Source organism: Aeromonas sp. 604443 (genome assembly GCF_049170315.1).
GTDB classification, from domain to species: domain Bacteria; phylum Pseudomonadota; class Gammaproteobacteria; order Enterobacterales; family Aeromonadaceae; genus Aeromonas; species Aeromonas veronii_A.
This window is the reverse complement of record NZ_JAAKMI010000006.1, coordinates 107524-128795: the sequence shown is the minus strand read 5'-3', so window position 1 is coordinate 128795 and position 21272 is coordinate 107524. Positions and strand designations below refer to the sequence as shown.

Genomic DNA, 21272 nt, shown 5'->3' with positions numbered 1-21272 from the left:
CGTCAGAAAATAAAGTGGTAGTATAAGGCGGTTCATTTTTATGCCGACCCGCCAAGGGACGGCTATCTTAGCAGTCAGCCTTTGATGTGAGTATTTTTAGATGGCAAAAGGTTTGTTTTCCTGGCTGGGTTTCGGCCGCAAGAAAGAAGAGGCTGAGGCTGTCCAACCACAGACACCCCAAGCCACCCCCGTTACCGTTGAGCCCGAGGTCACTGCTACCCCCGCTCCCGTTTCCGATACCACTGTTTCCGATAGTACGCCGGCCGTTGCCCCCGAAGTGCCTGCCAGCGCACAGAATTCCGTTTTGCAAGATGATTGCTGCCTGCCGACCGACCTGGACGACCACGGCCCACTGGTGGTGGAGGAGTGCGCTTCCGATTTGGAGCCGGTGATCGTCAACGAAGCGCTGATCGCCGAAGAGGAGCGTGCCGCTGAAGCCGCTCGCTCTGCCGCAGAAGCGCAAGCCGCTGAGGTCAAGGCAGCCGAAGAGGCTCGTATTGCTGCCGAAGCTCGCGCTGCGGAAGAGGCACGTATCGCTGCCGAAGCCCGCGCTGCAGAGGAGGCTCGTATTGCTGCCGAGGCTCGCGCTGCAGAAGATGCTCGTATCGCCGCCGAGGCTCGCGCTGCAGAAGATGCTCGTATCGCCGCCGAAGCTCGCGCCGCAGAAGAATCTCGCATTGCCGCCGAGGCTCGCGTCGCGGAAGAATCTCGCATTGCCGCCGAGGCTCGCGCTGCAGAGGAGGCTCGTATTGCCGCCGAAGCCCGTGCTGCGGAAGAGGCTCGTATTGCCGCTGAAGCCCGTGCGGCTGAAGAGGCTCGTATTGCTGCTGAAGCTCGCGCTGCGGAAGAGGCTCGTATTGCTGCCGAAGCCCGTGCTGCGGAAGAAGCTCGCATTGCTGCTGAAGCTCGCGCTGCGGAGGAGGCTCGCATTGCCGCTGAAGCTCAGGCTGCGGAAGAAGCCCGTATCGCCAAAGAGGCCCAGCGAGCGGAAGATATGCGCCTGGTCGCCGCGATGGAGGCTGAGACTGCCGCACTGGCTGCCCTGCCGTTGGCCGCCAAGGTGGACGACGACACCCAGGACAAACCGCAGCGGGAGGGCTTCTTTGCTCGCCTCAAACGCAGTCTGGTTCGCACCAAGGAGAATATCGGTTCCGGTTTCTTCGGCCTGTTCCGTGGCAAGAAGATCGACGATGAGCTGTTTGAAGAGCTGGAAACCCAGCTGCTGACCGCCGATCTCGGTGTGGATACCACCACTCGTATCATCGAGGGGCTGGTGCAGCACGCGGATCGCAAGCAGCTCAAGGATGCCGAGGCGCTCTACGGTTTGCTCAAACAGGATATGGGCGAGATGCTGGCCAAGGTGGAGCAGCCGCTGGTGATCGACACCAGCAAGAAGCCTTACGTGATCCTGATGGTCGGCGTGAATGGCGTCGGCAAGACTACCACCATCGGCAAGCTGGCCAAGCAGTTCCAGGCTGAAGGCAAGAGCGTGATGCTGGCAGCGGGTGACACCTTCCGTGCCGCTGCGGTCGAGCAGCTGCAGGTATGGGGCCAGCGCAACAACATTCCAGTGATTGCCCAGCATACCGGTGCCGACTCCGCCTCCGTTATTTATGACGCCATCGAGGCCGCCCGCTCCCGCGGGGCTGACGTGCTGATCGCCGACACAGCCGGTCGCCTGCAGAACAAGAGCAACCTGATGGAAGAGCTCAAGAAGGTAGTACGGGTGATGAAGAAGCTGGATGAAGAGGCCCCCCACGAGATCATGCTGACGCTGGATGCCGGCACCGGCCAGAACGCCCTGAGCCAGGCCAAGCTGTTCAGCGAGGCGGTTGGCCTGACCGGCATCACCCTCACCAAGCTGGATGGCACCGCCAAGGGCGGCGTCATCTTCGCGGTGGCCGACAAGTTCCAGATCCCGATCCGCTATATCGGGGTGGGCGAGGGGATCGACGATCTGCGTCCCTTCGTTGCCAACGATTTCATCGAGGCGCTCTTCAGCCGCGATGAGTCAGCTCAGCCGTGATGATTAAGTGTTCCATACCCCGACTTCGGTCGGGGTTTGTCAATGTCAGGGAACCGTTATGATTCGTTTTGACAAGGTCAGCAAGGTATACAGCGGCGGCCATCAGGCGCTGCAGAAGGTCAGCTTTCACCTGCGCAAGGGAGAGATGGCCTTTCTGACCGGGCACTCGGGGGCGGGTAAGAGTACCCTCCTCAAACTGATCAGCGTGATGGAGCGACCGACCGATGGTCGCGTCTTCTTTCATGGCGACGATGTCAGCCATATCCAGCGCAGCCAGATCCCCTATGTTCGCCGCCAGATCGGGATGATCTTTCAGGATCACCGCCTGCTGATGGACCGCACCGTGTTTGACAACGTGGCGCTGCCGCTGGTGATCGATGGTTACAGCCATGCGGACATCAACAAGCGGGTGGCGGCGGCATTGGACAAGGTAGGGTTGCTCGGCAAGGAGCGTTACCAGCCGCGGATGCTCTCCGGGGGTGAACAGCAGCGGGTCGGCATCGCCCGTGCCATCGTCAACAAGCCGCCGCTGCTGCTGGCGGATGAACCGACCGGCAACCTGGATCCCCAGCTCTCCATGGATATCATGCGGCTATTTCAGGAGTTCAACAATTTTGGGGTCTCTGTACTGATTGCTACTCACGATCTGGGGCTGATCGCCCGCATGCGCTATCGCACCCTGACCCTCAAGGCGGGTCGCATGTATTCGGCCGGGGAGGAGCTCTGATGGCTATTGTTCGTCATAAACAACCACCGCTGCGTCGTCTGATGATGTACGGGGTTGACCATGTGCGGCAGGCGTTTGCCAGTCTCGGGGAGCTGTGGCGAAATCCGCTCGCCTCCCTGATGACGCTGGCGGTGCTCGGTGTCAGTCTGGCGTTGCCCTCCTGCTTCCACGTATTGTTGAAAAACGCCGAGGTGGTGGAGGGGAGCTGGCAGAACAGCTCCCAGATCTCCCTCTATCTGCGCAAGGATCTGCCGGAGCAGAGCATTCTCGATCTGCAGCACAGGATCCTGCTCTATCCCGAGGTGGATTCGGTCACCTACCTGAGCCGTGACGATGCGTTGCGGGAGTTTCGCGAGATCTCCGGTTTCGGCGATGCCCTCGATTATCTGGACAGCAACCCGCTACCGCCGGTGCTGAGCGTCATTCCGGATCCGCGCTGGCAGAATCCGGAAGGGGCCGCCGAGTTGCTCGGCAAGCTAAACAATGAGGATGGGGTCGAGCAGGGCAAGCTGGATCTGCAGTGGCTGACCCGCCTGCAGGGGATCATGAACCTGCTGCGTCACACCATTACCGGTATCGCCGTGCTGCTGCTCTCCGCCGTGCTGCTGATCGTCGGCAACACCCTGCGTCTCAACATCCTCAACCAGCGTTCAGAGATCGAGGTGCTCAAGCTGGTGGGGGCAACCGATGCCTTCATCCATCGCCCTTTCCTCTATACCGGCATCTGGTTCGGGGTGATCGGCGGCATGCTGGCATGGTGGCTGACCGAGGTGATGGTGATCTGGAGCGAAGGGGTGGTGAAGGAGCTGGCGGGCTTGTATAACAGTAACTTCCGGCTGGTTGGCATGGGTCTGGTAGATGGGGTGAACCTGATCCTGCTGGGGGCCTTGCTGGGGCTGATTGCTTCCTGGTTTTCGGTTCATCGTCACATTCGAGATATAGAGCCATCCTGATTAATTTATTATCAAAGTAAATCGCTGGATTTTGAGAGGTGGATCAAGTAAAAGAGGCTCCGTTTCTGGCTTGACCCCCTTAGTCAGAGTATTCTGAATAGCGGCGATCTTCCGGATCTTTGCTGGATCCGTGGAACCTTCTGATTTATAAGCAGTCTATTAAGCTGAAGCATTTATACGAGTGTGGCCCCTCTGCCTTGCTCGTCAGACTTGGCAAGCATGTGAAGGTTGCGAGCTCCGCAACAATGGACTTAGCATGCTACTTTTCGGGGGTCCTTCATTGTGACCCCTTTTTTTTGACTGTTCATTCATGATTCATCCTGCAGGCATAAGATAAGCCGGTCTAAAGCTGGGGCATGTTATTTGATACACGCCGCAGAATGACATCCGGTCAGTAGACAGACCCAATCTGGGTGTTAGACTGATTCGATTGAAAAGTAAGAGGTAACAGATGGGAACTTCATTGCAGCGCACTATGGCTTTGATTCCGCAAGGTAGTCTGGAAGGCTATATCCAGGCAGTAAACTCTATTCCGGTGCTGAGCGCAGAGGAAGAGCGTGAGCTGGCTGAGCGTTTGCAGCAGGATGGCGATCTCGAGGCTGCTCGTCAGCTGGTTATGTCGCACCTGCGCTTTGTCGTTCATGTCGCCAAGAGTTATGCCGGTTACGGCCTGCCTCAGGCTGATCTGGTTCAGGAAGGCAACATCGGCCTGATGAAGGCGGTCAAGCGCTTCGACCCGACGGTCGGCGTGCGTCTGGTCTCCTTTGCCGTGCACTGGATCAAGGCCGAAATTCACGAATATGTCCTGCGCAACTGGCGCATGGTCAAGGTGGCGACCACCAAGGCCCAGCGCAAGCTCTTCTTCAACTTGCGCAAATCCAAGAAGCGTCTGGGCTGGCTGAACCACGAAGAGGTTCAGGCCGTGGCGGCCGATCTCGGCGTCTCTGCCGCTGACGTGACCGAGATGGAAGCGCGGATGGCCAACTACGATCAGGCGTTCGATCTGGTTGGTGACGATGAGGAAGAGGGCGGCTTCGCACCGGTTCACTATCTGGAGGACAAATCCTCCGATCTGGCCGCGACCATCGAGAATGACAACTGGGACGATCACGCGACCCGTCGTCTGAGCTCGGCCCTCGCCACTCTGGATGAGCGCAGCCAGCACATCATCCGCGCCCGCTGGCTCGATGATGACAGCAAGACCACTCTGCAGGAGCTGGCCGATACCTACGGTGTCTCCGCCGAGCGTGTGCGTCAGCTTGAGAAAAACGCACTCAAGAAGCTGAAAGATGCCATGGAAGCCTGATGCTTCCTCTCATAAAAACAGGGCCTGATGGCCCTGTTTTTGTTTCGCAGGGATCTGGTCGGCCTTGCTTTGGTTACCCTTGAGTGTGTTATGTTGCCGCCACTGCCACATTAGGGAGAGCAGAAGTGAAACTGTTGAACGACCTGTTTACCAACAACCGTGAGTGGGCCGAACGGATCAAAGCCGAAGATCCCGCTTTCTTTGCCACTCTTTCTGCCCAGCAGGCCCCCGAATACCTCTGGATTGGTTGTTCCGACAGCCGGGTCCCCGCCAACCAGCTGATGGGGTTGCTGCCGGGGGATGTCTTCGTCCACCGCAACGTCGCCAATCTGGTGGTACATACCGATTTCAACTGCCTCTCCGTGCTGCAATACGCGGTAGAAGTGCTCAAGGTGAAGCACATCATCGTCTGCGGTCACTACGGTTGCGGCGGCGTCAAGGCAGCGATGCAGAACCAGGAGCTGGGGCTCATCGACAACTGGCTGCGCAACATCAAGGATGTCTACTTCAAATATGGTGAAGAGCTCGAGGCCATCGAGGATGAGCATGAGCGCTTCGACTACCTGTGCGAGCTGAACGTGGCCGAACAGGTCGCCAACGTCTGCCACACCACCATCATCCAGAACGCTTGGCGCAAGGGGCAGGAGCTGGCCGTTCACGGCTGGATCTACGGGATCAAGGATGGCTTGCTGCACGATCTTGATCTCTGCATCAGCGGCCCGGATCAGATCCCCGATGTCTATCGCGCCTGGCCGGACATGCGTCCGCCCCACCGTCGGCGCTAGGGAGCTTCATGGTGGCGCCAGCCCTCTATCTGCAGATCAAGCAGCACATTCTGGACGGGATCCGCGAACGCCACTATCAGGCGGGGGACAGGATCCCGACCGAAGCGGCCCTGTGCGAGCAGTTCACCGTGAGCCGGATGACGGTTAACCGGGCGCTGCGGGAGCTGGTGGCGGAAGGTTGGCTGGTGCGTACCGCCGGTTCCGGTAGCTTCGTGGCGGACAGGCGCACCGAATCGCCGCTGCTGGCTATTCGCAATATTGCCGACGAGATCGCCGAGCGTGGCAGCGAGTACAGCGCCCGGGTGATCCGGCTACAGCGACTGGCTGCCGACGAGAAGGTGGCGGTACAACTGGGGCTACGGGTTGGCGCCCCCATCTTTCACAGCCTGATCGTCCATCAGGCCGATGGGGAGCCGTTGCAATTGGAGGAACGCTTCGTCGATGCCGGGCGCTTGCCGTGCTATGGCGAGCAGGATTTTACCCAACAGACCCCCAACCGCTATCTGATGGATATCTGCCCCCTCTCCGAGATGGAGCACGTGGTGGAAGCCGTGCTGCCCAGCGCCGGTGAGGCGGGATTGTTGCAGATCCGCGTAGATTCCCCCTGCCTGTTGTTGCACCGGCGTACCTGGTCGGAGGGGCACCTGGTCTCCTACGCCCGTTTGCTCTCCCCCGGTTCCCGCTACAAGCTCAGCTCCAAGACTCAGTTGGAGTAAATGTATATACAACTCAATTTTGCAAAGCCCACCTCCTGGTGGGCTTTTTTGTGCTTAAACTCTAAGTTTGATGCTGTTATCAGGATGTGAACTTCGCTCTTTCTTTCGTCATAGAGATCGACTATAAGAATATGTATATACATTTGAGGTCGCTATGAACAAGGAACTGTTGAACTGCGAGCGGGTCTGGCTCAACGTGACACCCGCCACCCTGAATGATGAGCTGGCCGACTACGGCCTGCTGCCGCTCCACGCCATCGGCGTGAAGGATGGCAAGATCCACGCGCTGGTGCCGATGGCCGAGTTGAAGGGGCCGTATCCCGCTCACTGGCAGGATATGCGGGGCAAGCTGGTCACTCCCGGCCTTATCGATTGCCACACCCATCTGGTCTTTGCTGGCAGCCGTGCCGAGGAGTTCGAACTGCGCCAGAAAGGGGTGCCCTATGCGGAGATCGCCCGCAAGGGCGGCGGCATCATCAGCACGGTGCGTGCCACCCGTGCCGCCAGCGAAGAGCAACTGTTCGAGCTGGCGTTGCCGAGGGTGAAATCCCTGATCCGCGAGGGTGTCACCACAGTGGAGATTAAGTCGGGCTACGGCCTGACGCTGGATGACGAGATCAAGATGCTGCGGGTGGCCCGCCGACTGGGAGAGGCGTTGCCGATCCGGGTCAAGACCACTTTGCTGGCGGCCCATGCGGTGCCGCCGGAGTATCGCGATGACCCTGACAGCTGGGTCGAGACCATCTGTCAGGAGATTATCCCGGCCGCCGCCGAGGCGGGTCTGGCCGATGCGGTAGATGTCTTCTGCGAGCACATCGGCTTCTCGTTGGCCCAGACCGAGCAGGTCTATCTTGCGGCGGATCAATACGGCCTGCCGGTGAAGGGGCATATGGATCAGCTCTCCAATCTCGGCGGCAGCACGCTGGCCGCCAACTTTGGCGCCCTCTCGGTGGATCATCTGGAGTATCTGGATCCGGAAGGGATCCTGGCGCTGGCCCACCGTGGTGTGGTTGCCACCCTGCTGCCCACCGCCTTCTACTTCCTCAAAGAGACCAAGCTGCCGCCGGTTGCCGCGCTGCGCAAGGCGGGGGTGGCGATGGCGGTCTCCTCCGACATCAACCCGGGCACCGCCCCCATCGTCTCGCTGCGGATGGCGATGAACATGGCCTGTACCCTGTTTGGCCTGACACCGGTGGAGGCGATGGTCGGGGTGACCCGCCACGCCGCCAAAGCGCTTGGCGAGCAGGAGCGCCTTGGCCAGCTTAGGGTGGGGATGGCTGCCGATTTCCTGATCTGGCACTGCGCCCATCCGGCCGAGTTGAGCTACATGGTCGGCGTCGATCAGTTGGCAGGCCGCATCTTCAACGGCGAGGAGACCCTCCATGGATAAGCTCAACCCGATCGACATGTCGCTCTGGCAGGGACGACAGGATCCGGAAGATGGCGAACTGGCCCTGCGTTGGCACGACAAAGTTCTGCCTTGGCAAGAGGCGCAGCCTAGGCAAGCCGACAGCGAGCCCGGCGTGGTGCTGCTTGGTTTTGCCTGCGATGAAGGGGTGCGCCGCAATAAGGGGCGTGTGGGCGCCGCCGGTGCGCCGCTGGCGGTGCGCAAGCTGCTGGCCAACACCGCTTGGCACCTGAATCGACCTGTCTACGATGGCGGGGATGTGAGTTGTACCGATGGGGATCTCGATGCCGCCCACGGCCGTCTGGCCGAGCGGGTCGCTGCTGCGCTCGAACTGGGCCATTTCCCGCTGGTGCTGGGGGGCGGCCACGAGGTGGCCTTCGGCAGTTGGAGCGGCCTTAACAGTCATCTGGGCGGCAGTGGCAAGGTAGGCATCATCAACTTCGACGCCCACTTTGACCTGCGGATGAAGCAGGATTTGGCCAGCTCCGGCACCCCCTTCTTCCAGATTGCCGAGCAGTGCGCCGCTCAGGGCACACCGTTTCACTACGCCTGCCTCGGGGTGGCCGAGACCGCCAATACCCAAGCCTTGTTTGCCCGTGCCAAGGCGCTGGGAGTGTGGCATGTGCTGGACGAGGCTATGACCCTGCGCGAGCTGCCAGCCTTGCTAAGCGGACTGGACGCCTTTATCGCCGATTGTGATCACCTCTATCTGACCATCGATCTTGACGTGCTGCCCGGCAACCTGATGCCGGGAGTGAGTGCTCCCGCCGCCCGTGGCGTGGAGCTGGCGGTGATCGAACCACTGATCGCCCATATCCGGGCCAGCGGCAAGCTGAGGCTTGCCGATCTGGCCGAGTACAACCCGACGCTGGATCAGGACAACCGCAGTGCCCGCGTGGCCGCGCGACTGGTTCATCTGTTGACCCGTTAACCCTTTGGTCGCCCGTCGCCGAAGGCACCCTATTGATACAACAAGGAGTGTGTATGTCTGTGCAACAGCAGGATCCCCGTCATGATCCGAACCGTGTGATCCGTGCCCCACGCGGCACCGAACTGACCGCCAAGAGTTGGCTCACCGAAGCGCCGCTGCGGATGCTGATGAACAACCTGGACCCCGAGGTGGCCGAGCATCCCCAGTCGCTGGTGGTTTATGGCGGCATCGGTCGCGCCGCCCGCAACTGGGCCTGCTTTGACAAGATCGTCGAGGTGCTGACCCGGCTGGAGGAGGATCAGACCCTGCTGGTGCAATCCGGCAAGCCGGTCGGGGTGTTCCAGACCCACAAGGATGCGCCGCGGGTGCTGATCGCCAACTCCAATCTGGTGCCGCACTGGGCCAACTGGGAGCACTTCAACGAGCTCGATAAGAAGGGCTTGATGATGTACGGCCAGATGACTGCGGGTTCGTGGATCTATATCGGCACCCAGGGGATCGTGCAGGGCACCTACGAGACCTTCTTCGCGGTGGCTAACCAGCACTTCAACGGTGAACCCAAAGGGCGCTGGATCCTGACCGGTGGTCTTGGCGGCATGGGCGGCGCCCAGCCGCTGGCCGCCACCATGGCCGGTTTCTCGATGATCGCCGTGGAGTGCGACGAGACCCGCATCGATTTTCGTCTGCGCACCCGTTATGTGGACAAGAAGGCCCACAGCTTGGATGAGGCGCTGGCCATGATCGAAGAGGCCAAACAGAGCGGCAGCTCCATCTCCGTCGGTCTGCTTGGCAACGCCGCCGACGTCTTCGCCGAGCTGGTGGCCCGTGGCATCACCCCTGACGTGGTGACCGACCAGACCTCCGCCCACGACCCGGTGCACGGCTACCTGCCGCAGGGTTGGAGCGTGGCCAAGTGGCGCGAGCTGCAGCAGAGTGCCCCGCAGGAGGTGAATCTGGCCGCTCGTCGCTCCATGGCCCGTCAGGTGGAGGCGATGCTGACCCTGCAAGAGCGCGGCGCGGCGACTCTGGATTACGGCAACAACATCCGTCAGATGGCGCTTGAGGAGGGGGTTGCGAACGCCTTCGACTTCCCCGGCTTCGTCCCCGCCTACATTCGCCCGCTGTTCTGCGAGGGGATTGGCCCGTTCCGCTGGGTGGCCCTCTCCGGCGATCCGGAAGATATCTACAAGACCGATCAGAAGGTGAAAGAGCTGATCCCCGACGATCCTCATCTGCACAACTGGCTCGACATGGCCCGCGAGCGCATCGCGTTTCAGGGACTGCCGGCGCGGATCTGCTGGGTCGGGGTCAAGGATCGGGTGCGCCTCGGTCTGGCCTTCAACGAGATGGTGAAAAACGGCGAGCTGAAAGCCCCCATCGTCATTGGCCGCGACCATCTGGATTCCGGCTCGGTGGCGAGCCCGAACCGCGAGACCGAGTCGATGATGGATGGCTCCGATGCCGTCTCCGACTGGCCGCTGCTCAACGCCCTGCTCAACACTGCTGGCGGCGCGACCTGGGTCTCCCTGCACCACGGCGGCGGTGTGGGGATGGGCTTCTCCCAGCACTCCGGCGTGGTGATCGTCTGTGATGGCACCGATGATGCTGCCAAGCGGGTCGGTCGGGTGCTGCGCAACGACCCGGCCACCGGCGTGATGCGCCATGCGGATGCGGGTTACGAGATTGCCATCAACTGTGCCCATGAGGCGAAACTGGATCTGCCGATGATTGACGGCGCCAACGGTGTCAAAGGAAAGGTGTAACACCATGTTTGAATTGACTATTACCCCGGGCGAGCTGGATCTTGCCACCCTGCGCCGCGTCAGCCGCGAGCCGGTACACGTTTCACTGGATCCGGCCGCCCTGCCGGGGATCCACGCCTCCGCCGCCGTGGTTACCAAGGTGATCGAGCAGAACCGGGTGGTGTATGGCATCAACACCGGTTTTGGCCTGCTGGCCAACACCCGCATTCCGGTGGAGCAGCTTGATGAGCTTCAGCGTTCCATCGTGCTTTCCCACGCGGCAGGGATTGGCGAGTACATGGATGACGCCACCGTACGGCTGATGATGGTGCTCAAGCTCAACTCGTTGGCGCGGGGCTTCTCCGGCATCCGGCTGACGGTGCTTGAGGCCCTGATGACCCTCATCAACGCCGAAGTCTATCCGGTGGTGCCGAAGAAGGGATCCGTCGGTGCCTCCGGCGATCTGGCGCCGCTGGCCCATATGAGCTGCCTGCTGATCGGGGAGGGCAAAGCTCGCCACAAGGGCGAGCTGATCGACGCCGCTACTGCGCTGAAAATTGCCGGGCTCGAGCCTATCGCGCTGGCACCCAAAGAAGGATTGGCGCTGCTTAACGGCACTCAGGCGAGCACCGCCTTCGCGCTGGAAGGGCTGTTCCATGCCGAGGATCTCTACGCCGGTGCCATCACCATAGGTGCCATGAGTGTGGAGGCTGCGCTCGGCAGCCGCAGGCCGTTCGATGCTCGCATCCACGCGGTGCGCGGTCAGCGTGGCCAGATCGACGCGGCCGCCTGCTATCGCCACCTGCTGGTGGATGGCAGCGAGATCGGTATGTCCCATCACAACTGCGAGAAGGTGCAGGATCCCTACTCATTGCGCTGCCAGCCGCAGGTGATGGGGGCCTGCCTGACCCAGATCCGTCAGGCCGCCGAGGTGCTGGTGTGCGAGGCCAACGCGGTCTCCGACAACCCGCTGGTGTTTGCCGAGGATGAAGACATCCTCTCCGGCGGCAACTTCCACGCAGAACCTGTTGCCTTCGCCGCCGATAATCTGGCGCTGGCCATCGCCGAAATCGGCTCGCTCTCCGAGCGGCGAATGGCACTGCTGATCGACTCGCGGATGTCCGGTCTGCCGGCGTTTCTGGTCAACAACGGCGGAGTGAATTCGGGCTTTATGATCGCTCAGGTCACCTCGGCGGCGCTCGCCTCCGAGAACAAGACCCTGGCCCATCCCGCCTCGGTGGATAGTTTGCCCACTTCCGCCAATCAGGAGGATCACGTCTCCATGGCGACCTTCGCCGGTCGTCGATTGGCTGACATGGCCGAGAATACCCGCGGCATTCTGGCAGTCGAACTGCTGGCGGCGGCACAGGGGCTCGATTTCCGCGCGCCGCTGCGCAGTACCGAGCTGATCGAGCTGGCCAAGGGACGACTGCGGGCAGAGGTAAGCTTCTACGACAAGGACAGGTACTTCGCGCCGGATATCGAAGCGGCCGCCGCCCTGCTGGGCCGTGCCAGCTACAACGACCTGATCCCGGTCGGGGTACTGCCCAGCCTGTAAGCCTTGATCCCCCTTCTCTCCTGGCGGGAGAAGGGTTGGGGATGAGGGGGAAGCCGCTTCAGTGGCGCCGGTGACCGCCGGGAGCAGATAACAAAAGACCGCCCAATCGGGCGGTCTTTGCGTTTCTGACGTTGGTTGAACGCGGTTATTCGTGTTCGAACATCAGGAACAGATAGACCACGAACAACACCAGATGGGTCGCACCATGGAGCACATTGGTGCGGCCGCTGCTGAAGGTCACTTTACAGACCATCAGGGTCGTGACCAGCAGCACCATATCGGCGGGGGAGAGGCCGAGGCGTACCTCCTGACCCAGCATGGAGCCGATAAAGAGCACGGCAGGTACGGTGAGGGCGATGGTGGCCAGCACCGAGCCGAAGTAGAGGTTCATTGCTCGCTGCAACTGGTTGTTGAAGGCGGCTTTGATGGCGCCGACTGCTTCGGGAGCCAGCACGATGCAGGCGACGATAAAGCCGCCCAGTGCGGCGGGCGCGTCCATCACATGCACCCCGTAGTTGATGGGGATGGCCAGGGTCTTGGCCAGCAGGATTACCACCAGCAGGTAGGCGAGCAGCAGGATGGTGTGATAGACGTTGCTCTGCAGCGGGCCGTGGTGCTCCTCGTAATCCTCGTGATCGCTGTCGACGAAGAAGTGGCTGTGGCTGCGGGTCTGGATCAGCAGAAAGACCCCGTAGAGCAGGATCGAGATGATGATCAGCATCCACGACATGGCGCGCGACATGCTGCCGATTGCACCGCCCTCGGTGAAGTTGGGCAGTACCAGACAGAGCAGGGCCAGCGGGATGATGGCCACCAGATAGGATTTCACTCCGTCCAGATTGAAGCTCTGGGTGTGGTAGCGCCAGCCGCCAAACAGCAGGGTGAAGCCCACCAGACCGGTACTCACCAGCATCACTACCGCAAACATGGTATCGCGGGCCATGGTGGGGTTGGGCTCGCCGGTCAGCATCACCGAGGAGATCATCACCACCTCCAGCGAGATGACCGAGAGGGTGAGGATCAGGGTGCCGAAGGGCTCGCCTAGCTTGATGGCGAGGGCATCTGAGTGGCGCACCACCGAGAAGATGGCCCAGGTGACGATGGCTAGCAGCGCCGCCGAAACTGGAAGATAGATCCCGAGCGGAGTTGTCTCTGTCAGCAGGTCGCTCCCGATCGTCTTGAAAAAGAGCAGGGTCAGCAGGCCGACGGGCAGGGCAATCTCTTGCCGGATAAATGTCTTCATAGGCAATGGTTCTCATCTCGGGACGGCGCTGGCCGACAGGGATTGATGGGAGGCGTGCGTGAAGGTGCTCACGCTAGCCGAATGCTTATGATAAGGGTTCCATCCTCTCAGGGGCAGATCATTTTGTTGCTGAATGTAAATGGTGGTTCAAGGGCGATGAGCCAGGTCGTGGCAGAGGCTTTGGGAGTGTCAGCCTCTGTGCAAAAGGGTGCGTGTGCTCCCGGTGGGGGGAGCCCTGCCAGCGCTGGCCTGTGCAATATCGGTGTCAGCTCTCTTGCGAATATTGTGGAGGCCATGTCTGCTGCCAGATGGCAAGATCTGCCAGCGCCATGGGCCTGCCAAAGACGTAACCCTGGATCAGATAGACGCCGTGTTGCCGCAAGTAATCAACCTGTTCCCGCGTCTCAACCCCTTCCGCAATCATCTCCATGCCTGATTCCAGGCCAAACGTGATGATGGCATCCAGCACGCTGCGTTTGAGGTCGTTGGTGCCTATGGTATCGACGAACATCTTGTCGATCTTGATCTGGCGGATCCCGAGGCTCTGCAGGTAGGCAAAACCACCGTAGCCGGTACCGAAATCATCCAGTTTGAAGTGATATCCCATCTGCTGCAACAGGGTGATCTCCTCGGTAGCGGCTTTGATGTCGAGGATCGGCTTGCGTTCGGTCAGCTCGAAGGTAAGGCGCTCGGGCGAAGGGTTATGGTGTTCACTCAACATGTTGCGCAGCAAGGGTTGTTCGATATGGGTGGCCATCAGATTGACACTGATCCACTGCTCTGGTGGCAACAGCGGCAGATCCGTGATCACCTGCTCCAGCAACTGCCTGGTGATAGGCAGGATAAGTCCCTGATCTTCAGCATATTCGATGAAAGCGCTCGGGGGGATCAGCTCGTGTCCACGTTGCCAGCGTAGCAGCGCCTCAAAACCGGCAACCTGCCAGGTTCGAAGATCCACCACGGGTTGATAGAAGGGGATGAACTCCTGGCGCACCAATCCGGCCTGCAATAGCCCCTTGAGCGAGCGGCGATAGTTTCGCAGCGACCAGTAAGCGGTCACCAGCAGCAGGCCCAGGATAGTGCCGCTCCAGAGTGCGATTCGTCTGACTTGCTCGCGAGCATACAGATCCAGTGCAGAACCGGCCCAGATGGTTTGTCGGGTCAGTTTGTCCTGATCAAAGAAGCTCAGGCTGCGGCTGCCCTCTTCCAGCTTGATGGTCCGGTCACCGCGCGGGAAGTGGGGGGTCATCGCTGCGGGATCCCGCTGGCTGAACTCCAGATAGAAACAGTCACTGCAGGGGAGCTGTAGCAGATCGTGGCTCCAGCTGTTATCGAGCACCCAGTAGGCAATGTTGCCGCCGTTTTTGTAGTAGGCAACCATCTCCTGTTCCGTATTGAAACTGGCCGTTGTAGCAGTCAGCCCCAGTTTGTCGGGGAGGGCGCCATCCTGGTTGGCGTTTTTGATGAGCGAAATACCCACACCCAGGCTTGAGCAGCTTTTCCCTGATGCCAGTTCCAGCCCCTGCAGACGAATATGGGTGTTGTAAAAGCGGGGATCCCGCAGCAGTGCCATGTCGTTGGCACCACAATCGAAATCAAACAGCGTCAGCTGCTCGCTCATGGCCTTGTCCAGCGTGTGATGGCGTATCGCCATGGCTCGCTTTATCTCGGCCACCTTCTGCTCAAGCAGGTGGTTGGCCATCGGTTTTGTTAGCCACAGACCGACGGACTGGCTTGCCAGGATGGGCAAGAGCAGTAGCAGTACAGTGATCCAGAGGGGGGTGATGCGTAACAAGGGCGCCTGCCAGTTTCACGAGACACAAATGGGTCAAGCCATCATAGTGCATTAGTACAATCAATTTGAGCTCTGCTTGTCACACTTATTGGATGATTTTTTAAATATATGATTTTAAATGTTTTTATTATTAACCTTGAAAAGATTCAATCGCTGACCTGTCATAAATGACAATTGCTCAACTTATCCGAACTGCTTTAGAGTACCCCTGCGGTTTGACTCACCGTGTGTTCAATACTCCTGTATCTGTTTTTTGTCAGTAGCACAGAGTGTTAGTTTTGATATGAGTGTTCCTTTTGGTCCCTTTTGAGGGACCATTTTTCTGTCTGCTATCTTCCCCTGCTCCACCTGTGTACCTTCCTTGGTATTCTCCCGCTGCTTTGGGTATGCTGCCCCGCTTAAATTACAGAAGCGGGATCCCCGTCCATAGTGATGGCCACAGCGCCACTGCTACCATGAACTCCAATGGATGATGCCGGGCACACGGAAAGGCACATGAAACTCACAACACATCTTGTCTCGTTTATTACCTTGTGCGTGATCGCTGCCATGGCGACCGTGCTGATTGGCGGGGTGTTCAGCTTTCGCGAGCTGGGCATGGAGTTGCAGCAAAAGAAGGTCGATGCGCTGGTCGAGGTGATCGACAAGCAACTCGACGTTGCTCACGGTATGGAGGATATGAGCCGCTGGTTGCCCACCTTGCTGCGGGCGGCTCATGTGGTGGAGCTGGAGGTGCGCCAGAATGACCAGCGGGTCTACTGGTTCCGTGACGTACAGCGTCCGGTTGATGAACCGCTGCTGGTGCCATACAGCCATCCGCTGCCCCATCAGGCTGGCATGCAGGCCAGCTTCAAGCTGGAGCGCCCCTTCAAGGAGGCGGAGTACTCCATCAAGGCGATGTCGGGCATCTCGTTCGGGATCTTCATCGTGGTGTTCGGTCTCTGGTACTCCATCCGCTGGTTGCGTCAGCAGTTGCGCGGCGCCGAGCTGCTGGGCATTCGCGCCCAGCTGATCCTCGATGACAAGCTCTCCAAACTGAGCCATGACCCCGTCGAAGAGTGGCCGGTGGCCGCCAGTCAGGCCCTCGATCATCTGCTCGCCGAGCTGGCGGATGCCCGCAAGGAGCGCAGCCGCTTCGACAACTTCATTCGCAGCAACGCCTTCGTCGACAAGATGACCGGCATCGGCAACCGCCTCTTCTTCGATAACCGGCTCGAGAGCGCTATCATGGAGGCGAGCGTGATGAGTGGCGGTGTCTTGCTGATTGAACTCGCCTGTCTGGAAGAGCTGGAAGCGGAGCAGTTCGAGCTGCAGGGGCATGATCTGCTGCTGGAGGCGAGCGCCGTGATCAGTGCTTTTGTGCGCAAGCATAACGGTGCCTTGCAGGCTCGTTATGCCGGACATGTCTTTGCGGTATTGTTGCCCAACATGTCGGAGAGCGAGATGGTGGACAGTGCCAGCCAGCTGCTCAAGAGTCTGCAACGGCTACACTGGCCGCAGCAGGTCAATCCGGAGACGGCCATCTATATCGGGGCTGTCTGCTACCAGGCGCAAGACACTCTGCTCAAGGTGCAGGAGGAGGCCGAGCTGGCCCTCAAGAGTGCACGTCTGCAGGGGCACAACGGCTGGTTCCTCTATGAAAAGCAGCTGGACGAGGAGCAGAGCAGCAAGGGGACGGTGCGCTGGCGCACCCTCATCAGTCGCCGTCTTGAAGAGCAGGGGATCGATTTTTATACCCAACCGGTCCAGCAGGATCGGGATCAGGTGGTACTGCAGCAGGATCTGCTCACCTATATCCACGATGAGCAGGGGCGGGAACTGCAAGCAGGGATCTTCATGCCAATGGCGGAGAAGGTGGGCCTGCTGCTGCAACTGGATCGGCTGGTGGCGGAGCAAACGCTGGTGTTGCTGCGCCAGCGTTCCGAGCAGAGCTGTCCCATCACTCTGACCCTGAGTGCCCAGAGTCTGCTCAACCGCGAGTTCCAGCGCTGGCTCTTCTTCGCCCTGTTCCAGCTGCCGCGCAGCATCAACGAGCGGTTGATCCTGCAGCTCTCGGAGGCTCAGGTCACACGCCACTTCGAAGCACTCAAGCGGCCGCTGCGCTCCCTGCGCATGCTGGGCTGCCAGCTGGCCATCGATCATGCTGGCCAGGATGTGGTGAGCACCCAGTACATTAAGGAGTTCGAGATCAACTTCCTCAAGCTGCACCCCAGCCTGGTGCGGGAGATTCACGCCCGACAGGTGAACCAGATGGCGGTCCGCAGTCTGGTGGGGGGCTGCGCCAATACCCGTACCCGGGTGCTGGCGGTGGGGGTAGAGAGTGGTGATGAGTGGAAGATGCTGCGCCACCTCGGGGTGCATGCCGGGCAGGGGCCCTGGTTTGCCGAGCCACGCCGGTTGGTGCAGGAGCCGGCTGGTGATTGAGATAAACAAGAGAGGGTCGTCGTGGGGCGACCCTCTCTCGTTTTCGGTTGCCGTCAGGCGGGGCTCACAGTCGCCCCTGCTCCCGCAGTCCGGCCAATCCCTGCATGCCGCCGGTATGGATAAAGACAATCTTGCTGCCGGGGGCGATGCGGCCCGCAGCCAGCTCGCGAAACAGCCCCCACATCGCCTTGCCGCTGTAGATGGGCTCCAAAGGCAGACCTGTTTCGGCGCTGAAATCTTGAACCCACTGCCAGAGGGCCGGGCTGAATTTGGCGTAGCCACCATCGTGGTGATCGAGTGCGACCCGCCAGCTGGGGATGCTGGCGGCAGCGGGATGGAGGCGACACACCTCGTCAGCGATAAAGCCGCCTCCTTTCAGTACCGCAATGGCGAGGATCTGCTCCCGGTCCTGTTTGCCAGCGATTAGGCCCGCCAGGGTGCCGCCGCTGGCACAGGGCAGTACCCAGAGATCCGGCGAGAAGGGTACCTCGCCGACCAGTTCGGCAACCCCGGGGATAGCCAGCGGGCTGCTGCCCCCTTCCGGCACGATCAGGGTATCGGGTGCATCGAATTGGGCCAGCCAGTCGGGATCCTGGCGACGGCGGTAACTCTGGCGGTCGACGAAAACGAGATCCATACCCCAGCGTCTGGCATCCCTCAGGGTGGTATTGCTGACGGCATCAGATTCGCCCCGTATGATACCGGTAGTTCGAAGGCCAGATTGGCACCCTGCTGCTGCCAGTGCATGGATGTGATTGGAGTAGGCGCCACCAAACGAGAGTAGATGCCGTTTGCCGTGCTCTCTGGCATGAAGCAGGTGGTATTTGAGCTTGCGCCACTTGTTGCCGGAGATGGTCGGATGGATCAGATCATCCCGCTTGCACCAGAGTTCGACGCCGTAGCGGGTCAGCAACGGGTGGTGGAGGGGGTGCAGGGGGGAGGGCAGGATAGCTGCCCCCTCTGGCTCGGCTGGAAGGCTGGCTTGCAATGGTGAGTCCGTCTTTTATATAGAGGCTAATCTGCTGTTTATGTTAGTATTTCATACATTTAATCACTATTGATGGGCGGGCTTACATGAAAAAACTGTTCAGACGGTCGACGCCAAGCCGCCAGGTCGGGCTCTTGTTGGCCAATGACAGGATCATGCTGGCTGCAGTGGGCAATCCCCCCGTCTTCGCGACGCGCACCATCAACGGCCCACAGGAGTGGGCTGTGGCCATGAACGAGCTGTTCAGCCGTTATGGGCTGGCCAAGTCTAAAGTGCGGGTAGCCCTCGCCGCCAGCCTTTATCAACAGATCCAGATCGACAAGCCTGCCGTGCCTGACGCCGAGATGGCGGGGGCGCTCCCCTGGGCCATCAAGGACTATGTCAGCGAACCCGTGCTGCAACTGGCGATGGATTATGTGGACTTGCCCACCCCGCCTGCCGGTCGTCCGCGCATCAATGTGATCTGCCTGCCCAAGAGCCGGGTGCAACAGCTGGCCGATGCCATCAACGGCATCGCCACCCTGCAATCCATCATCAGCGACGAGCTGGCGCTCACCTCTCTCTATGAAGCGGATGACACTGTGCGCATGCTGCTGTGGCAGCCCAAGGGGCAGGATCTGCAACTGCTGGTCTTCCATCAGGGGGGGCTCTGCTTCTCCCGCCAGCTGCGCGGTTTCACCAGCCTGACCGGCGAACATGAGCCTGACGCCATGCTGCTCGATTCACTGGCGCTGGAGATCCAGCGCTCCCTCGACTATCTGGCGGGCCAGCTCAAATTGCCCGAGCTGGGGCAGATGCAGTTTGCCGTCGCTTCGCCCTTTATCGGTACCCTGGTGCGTCACATGGAGCAGACCTTCGGCTTTGCCGTCTCCGCCATGGCCAACAAGGCGGTGCTGGCCGGCGTCGAATACCTCTCGGCTTATGCTGCCGCATTGGGGGATGATCAATGAGAGTGTTATTCCCCCTTGCTGCCATGGTCAACAAGACAATGTTGCTGGCTGGCGTCGAATACCTTTCTGCCTACGCAGCCGCCATCGGGGAGGATGCGTGATGAAACGTCAGATAAACCTCTATGGTGCCGAGTTTCGTCCCAAGCGGCAGTGGGCCAGCCTCAATCAGATGGCGTTGGTATGGGGTGTTGCGCTGTTGCTGATCCTGCTGACGGCTATCGGTTACAGCTGGCAGCAGCAACAGGTCAGCCGGGCGCTAGCGCAACGCACCGCCGAGCTGGAGCTCAAGCGCAGCGAGGCCAGACGCCTCGATGCCGAGCTTGCGCGCCATCAGGCGGATCCCCGGCTGCAACAGCAACTGGTCAATAAACGGGATGAGCTGACCGCCAAGCAGGGGCTGATGCGTCAGCTCGGTAGCCTGTCTCTGCAAAAATCCCAGGGCTATGCCAGCGTGATGGCGGATCTCTCCCGCATTCGCAGCAGCAACCTCTCGTTGCAGCGCATCGAGATCAACGAAGGGCGGATCAACCTCTCCGGTTTTGCCGGACGCAGTCAGGATGTGCCGGCCTGGGTCAACCGCTTCAAGCAGACCCCGAGTCTGGTAGGCAAGGAGTTTGGTGAACTGACCCTCGGCCGTGACGAGGAGGGTCGTCTGACCTTCCAGTTGAGCGGCATCGCGCGGGAGAAACCCTGATGAACCTGAAAGCACAATGGCAGGCGTGGGGCCAGCGTATCGCCCTGTTGAGCCAGCGGGAGCGGGTGTTGATCCTGCTTACCGGTCTGGTTTTGCTGGGCGCTGGTAGCATCTACGGTTGGCTCGATGGCGCCGATACCCGCCTGCAGCAGGATCGCATGGCCCTGAGCGCCGCCGAGCGCGACCTCGAAATCATGGAGCTGGAGAACCTCGGCAAACAGGCTCGGCTCAAGCGGGATCCCAATCAGGGCGTTCGCGACCAGCTGGCGCAGGTCGAAGCGGATCTGGCCCGGATCGACGATGAGCTGAAGGCCCAGACCGTCGATCTGATCCCGGCGCACGAGATGCCGCAGGTGCTGGAGGCGCTGCTCTCCCGCTCCGCCAACCTTCACATGCTGGCGCTCAGTTCGCTGGAGCCGACCCCGCTGATGGCGGGAGAACAGAAGGTCAATCTCTACAAACATGGTATCCGGCTTCAGCTAGAAGGCGGCTATTTCGATGTTTATCAATATCTCAAAGCGCTGGAAGCCTTGCCGCGCCACTTTTACTGGAAGCAGTTCGACTACCGGGTCAAATCCTATCCCGGCGCGGTGGTGGAGATGGAGATCTACACCCTGAGTACCAGCAAGGAGTTTATCCGTGGCTAGAGTGTTTGCGTTGTGCTGTTGCCTGTTCAGCGTGCTGGTAAAGGCGGAGCAGGTCGAGGTATTGCAGGATCCCACCGCACCGCTGGCGGATGTGGCGATTGGCGCCCGTGCGACCGGCGAGAGCAACACCGGTTTACCGAAGCTGCAGAGTGTGGTGCTGGGCAATGGCCCGGCGCTGGCGGTGCTCAATGGCAAGAGTTATCGGGTCGGGCAACAGGTGGATGGCTATACGCTGGTGGCCATCACGGCAGATGCCGTGGTGCTGGAAAAGGCGGGCAAACGCCATGCGGTCACACTCTTTGCCAGCAAGATCCGGGTTTGAGTCGTGCTTGCCTTTCGAGAGGTGGAGCGGCTTTATCGAGTTTAATTGCAAGTCAGG

At 60.3% G+C, this 21272-nt stretch carries 18 protein-coding genes; 15 read left to right on the top strand and 3 right to left on the bottom strand.

Annotated elements, in window-relative coordinates:
• The first annotated feature begins 100 nt into the window (after positions 1 to 100).
• The 10 genes from ftsY to hutH all read left to right on the top strand — a co-directional run bounded on the left by ftsY (position 101) and on the right by hutH (position 12152).
• Complete coding sequence (ftsY, locus tag G5380_RS10905; RefSeq protein WP_421352736.1) at positions 101 to 2026, top strand: signal recognition particle-docking protein FtsY; 1926 nt, start codon at positions 101 to 103, stop codon at positions 2024 to 2026.
• A 58-nt stretch (positions 2027 to 2084) separates the two neighbouring features.
• A complete protein-coding gene (ftsE, locus tag G5380_RS10900) occupies positions 2085 to 2753 on the top strand; it encodes a cell division ATP-binding protein FtsE (RefSeq protein ID WP_005339995.1) in 669 nt (222 codons plus the stop codon).
• Positions 2753 to 3706, top strand: coding sequence for a permease-like cell division protein FtsX (gene ftsX, locus G5380_RS10895; protein ID WP_005342860.1), 954 nt, complete (start codon positions 2753 to 2755; stop codon positions 3704 to 3706). Before ftsE ends, ftsX begins: the two co-directional genes overlap by 1 nt.
• A gap of 451 nt (positions 3707 to 4157) precedes the next feature.
• Positions 4158 to 5012 carry an RNA polymerase sigma factor RpoH gene (rpoH, locus tag G5380_RS10890; RefSeq protein WP_005339997.1) on the top strand — a complete coding sequence of 285 codons (855 nt, stop codon included), beginning with the start codon at positions 4158 to 4160 and terminating at the stop codon, positions 5010 to 5012.
• Between the two features lie 125 nt (positions 5013 to 5137).
• Positions 5138 to 5797: a carbonate dehydratase gene (gene can / locus G5380_RS10885; protein ID WP_005339998.1), complete on the top strand. Its 660-nt coding sequence runs from the start codon at positions 5138 to 5140 to the stop codon at positions 5795 to 5797.
• An 11-nt stretch (positions 5798 to 5808) separates the two neighbouring features.
• Positions 5809 to 6513, top strand: a complete 705-nt coding sequence (gene hutC / locus G5380_RS10880; protein WP_110304222.1) for a histidine utilization repressor — start codon at positions 5809 to 5811, stop codon at positions 6511 to 6513.
• A gap of 154 nt (positions 6514 to 6667) precedes the next feature.
• Complete coding sequence (hutI, locus tag G5380_RS10875) at positions 6668 to 7903, top strand: imidazolonepropionase (RefSeq protein ID WP_421352735.1); 1236 nt, start codon at positions 6668 to 6670, stop codon at positions 7901 to 7903.
• On the top strand, positions 7896 to 8852 hold the full coding sequence (gene hutG, locus G5380_RS10870; protein WP_421352734.1) for a formimidoylglutamase: 957 nt from the start codon (positions 7896 to 7898) through the stop codon (positions 8850 to 8852). The genes hutI and hutG overlap by 8 nt, the downstream gene beginning before the upstream one ends.
• A 53-nt stretch (positions 8853 to 8905) precedes the next feature.
• Positions 8906 to 10615: a urocanate hydratase gene (hutU, locus tag G5380_RS10865; RefSeq protein ID WP_421352733.1), complete on the top strand. Its 1710-nt coding sequence runs from the start codon at positions 8906 to 8908 to the stop codon at positions 10613 to 10615.
• A gap of 4 nt (positions 10616 to 10619) precedes the next feature.
• Positions 10620 to 12152, top strand: a complete 1533-nt coding sequence (hutH, locus tag G5380_RS10860; protein WP_376901819.1) for a histidine ammonia-lyase — start codon at positions 10620 to 10622, stop codon at positions 12150 to 12152.
• A gap of 145 nt (positions 12153 to 12297) precedes the next feature.
• Here the strand turns inward: hutH and G5380_RS10855 are convergent, their stop codons facing one another.
• Both G5380_RS10855 and G5380_RS10850 read right to left on the bottom strand, forming a co-directional pair.
• Entirely contained in the window at positions 12298 to 13395 is a 1098-nt protein-coding gene (locus G5380_RS10855) for a calcium:proton antiporter (protein WP_266134562.1), read from the bottom strand.
• 265 nt (positions 13396 to 13660) lie between these two features.
• Positions 13661 to 15190, bottom strand: a complete 1530-nt coding sequence (locus G5380_RS10850; RefSeq protein WP_421352732.1) for an EAL domain-containing protein — start codon at positions 15188 to 15190, stop codon at positions 13661 to 13663.
• A gap of 495 nt (positions 15191 to 15685) precedes the next feature.
• On the opposite strand from G5380_RS10850, the gene G5380_RS10845 reads away from it, so the two are divergent.
• A complete protein-coding gene (locus G5380_RS10845) occupies positions 15686 to 17614 on the top strand; it encodes an EAL domain-containing protein (protein ID WP_421352731.1) in 1929 nt (642 codons plus the stop codon).
• 64 nt (positions 17615 to 17678) lie between these two features.
• Here G5380_RS10845 and G5380_RS10840 read toward each other — a convergent pair whose 3' ends face one another.
• Positions 17679 to 18602 carry a 1-aminocyclopropane-1-carboxylate deaminase/D-cysteine desulfhydrase gene (locus G5380_RS10840; RefSeq protein WP_421352730.1) on the bottom strand — a complete coding sequence of 308 codons (924 nt, stop codon included), beginning with the start codon at positions 18600 to 18602 and terminating at the stop codon, positions 17679 to 17681.
• 86 nt (positions 18603 to 18688) lie between these two features.
• Between G5380_RS10840 and G5380_RS10835 the strand changes: the two genes are divergently transcribed.
• From G5380_RS10835 to G5380_RS10820, 4 genes are all read left to right on the top strand, one after another.
• Entirely contained in the window at positions 18689 to 19552 is an 864-nt protein-coding gene (locus G5380_RS10835) for an MSHA biogenesis protein MshI (RefSeq protein ID WP_421205609.1), read from the top strand.
• 100 nt (positions 19553 to 19652) lie between these two features.
• Complete coding sequence (locus tag G5380_RS10830) at positions 19653 to 20246, top strand: PilN domain-containing protein (RefSeq protein WP_128834786.1); 594 nt, start codon at positions 19653 to 19655, stop codon at positions 20244 to 20246.
• Positions 20246 to 20893: a type 4a pilus biogenesis protein PilO gene (gene pilO, locus G5380_RS10825; protein WP_266134566.1), complete on the top strand. Its 648-nt coding sequence runs from the start codon at positions 20246 to 20248 to the stop codon at positions 20891 to 20893. The genes G5380_RS10830 and pilO overlap by 1 nt, the downstream gene beginning before the upstream one ends.
• Complete coding sequence (locus G5380_RS10820; RefSeq protein ID WP_106844136.1) at positions 20886 to 21215, top strand: SctD/MshK family protein; 330 nt, start codon at positions 20886 to 20888, stop codon at positions 21213 to 21215. The genes pilO and G5380_RS10820 overlap by 8 nt, the downstream gene beginning before the upstream one ends.
• The last annotated feature ends 57 nt before the right edge of the window (positions 21216 to 21272 follow it).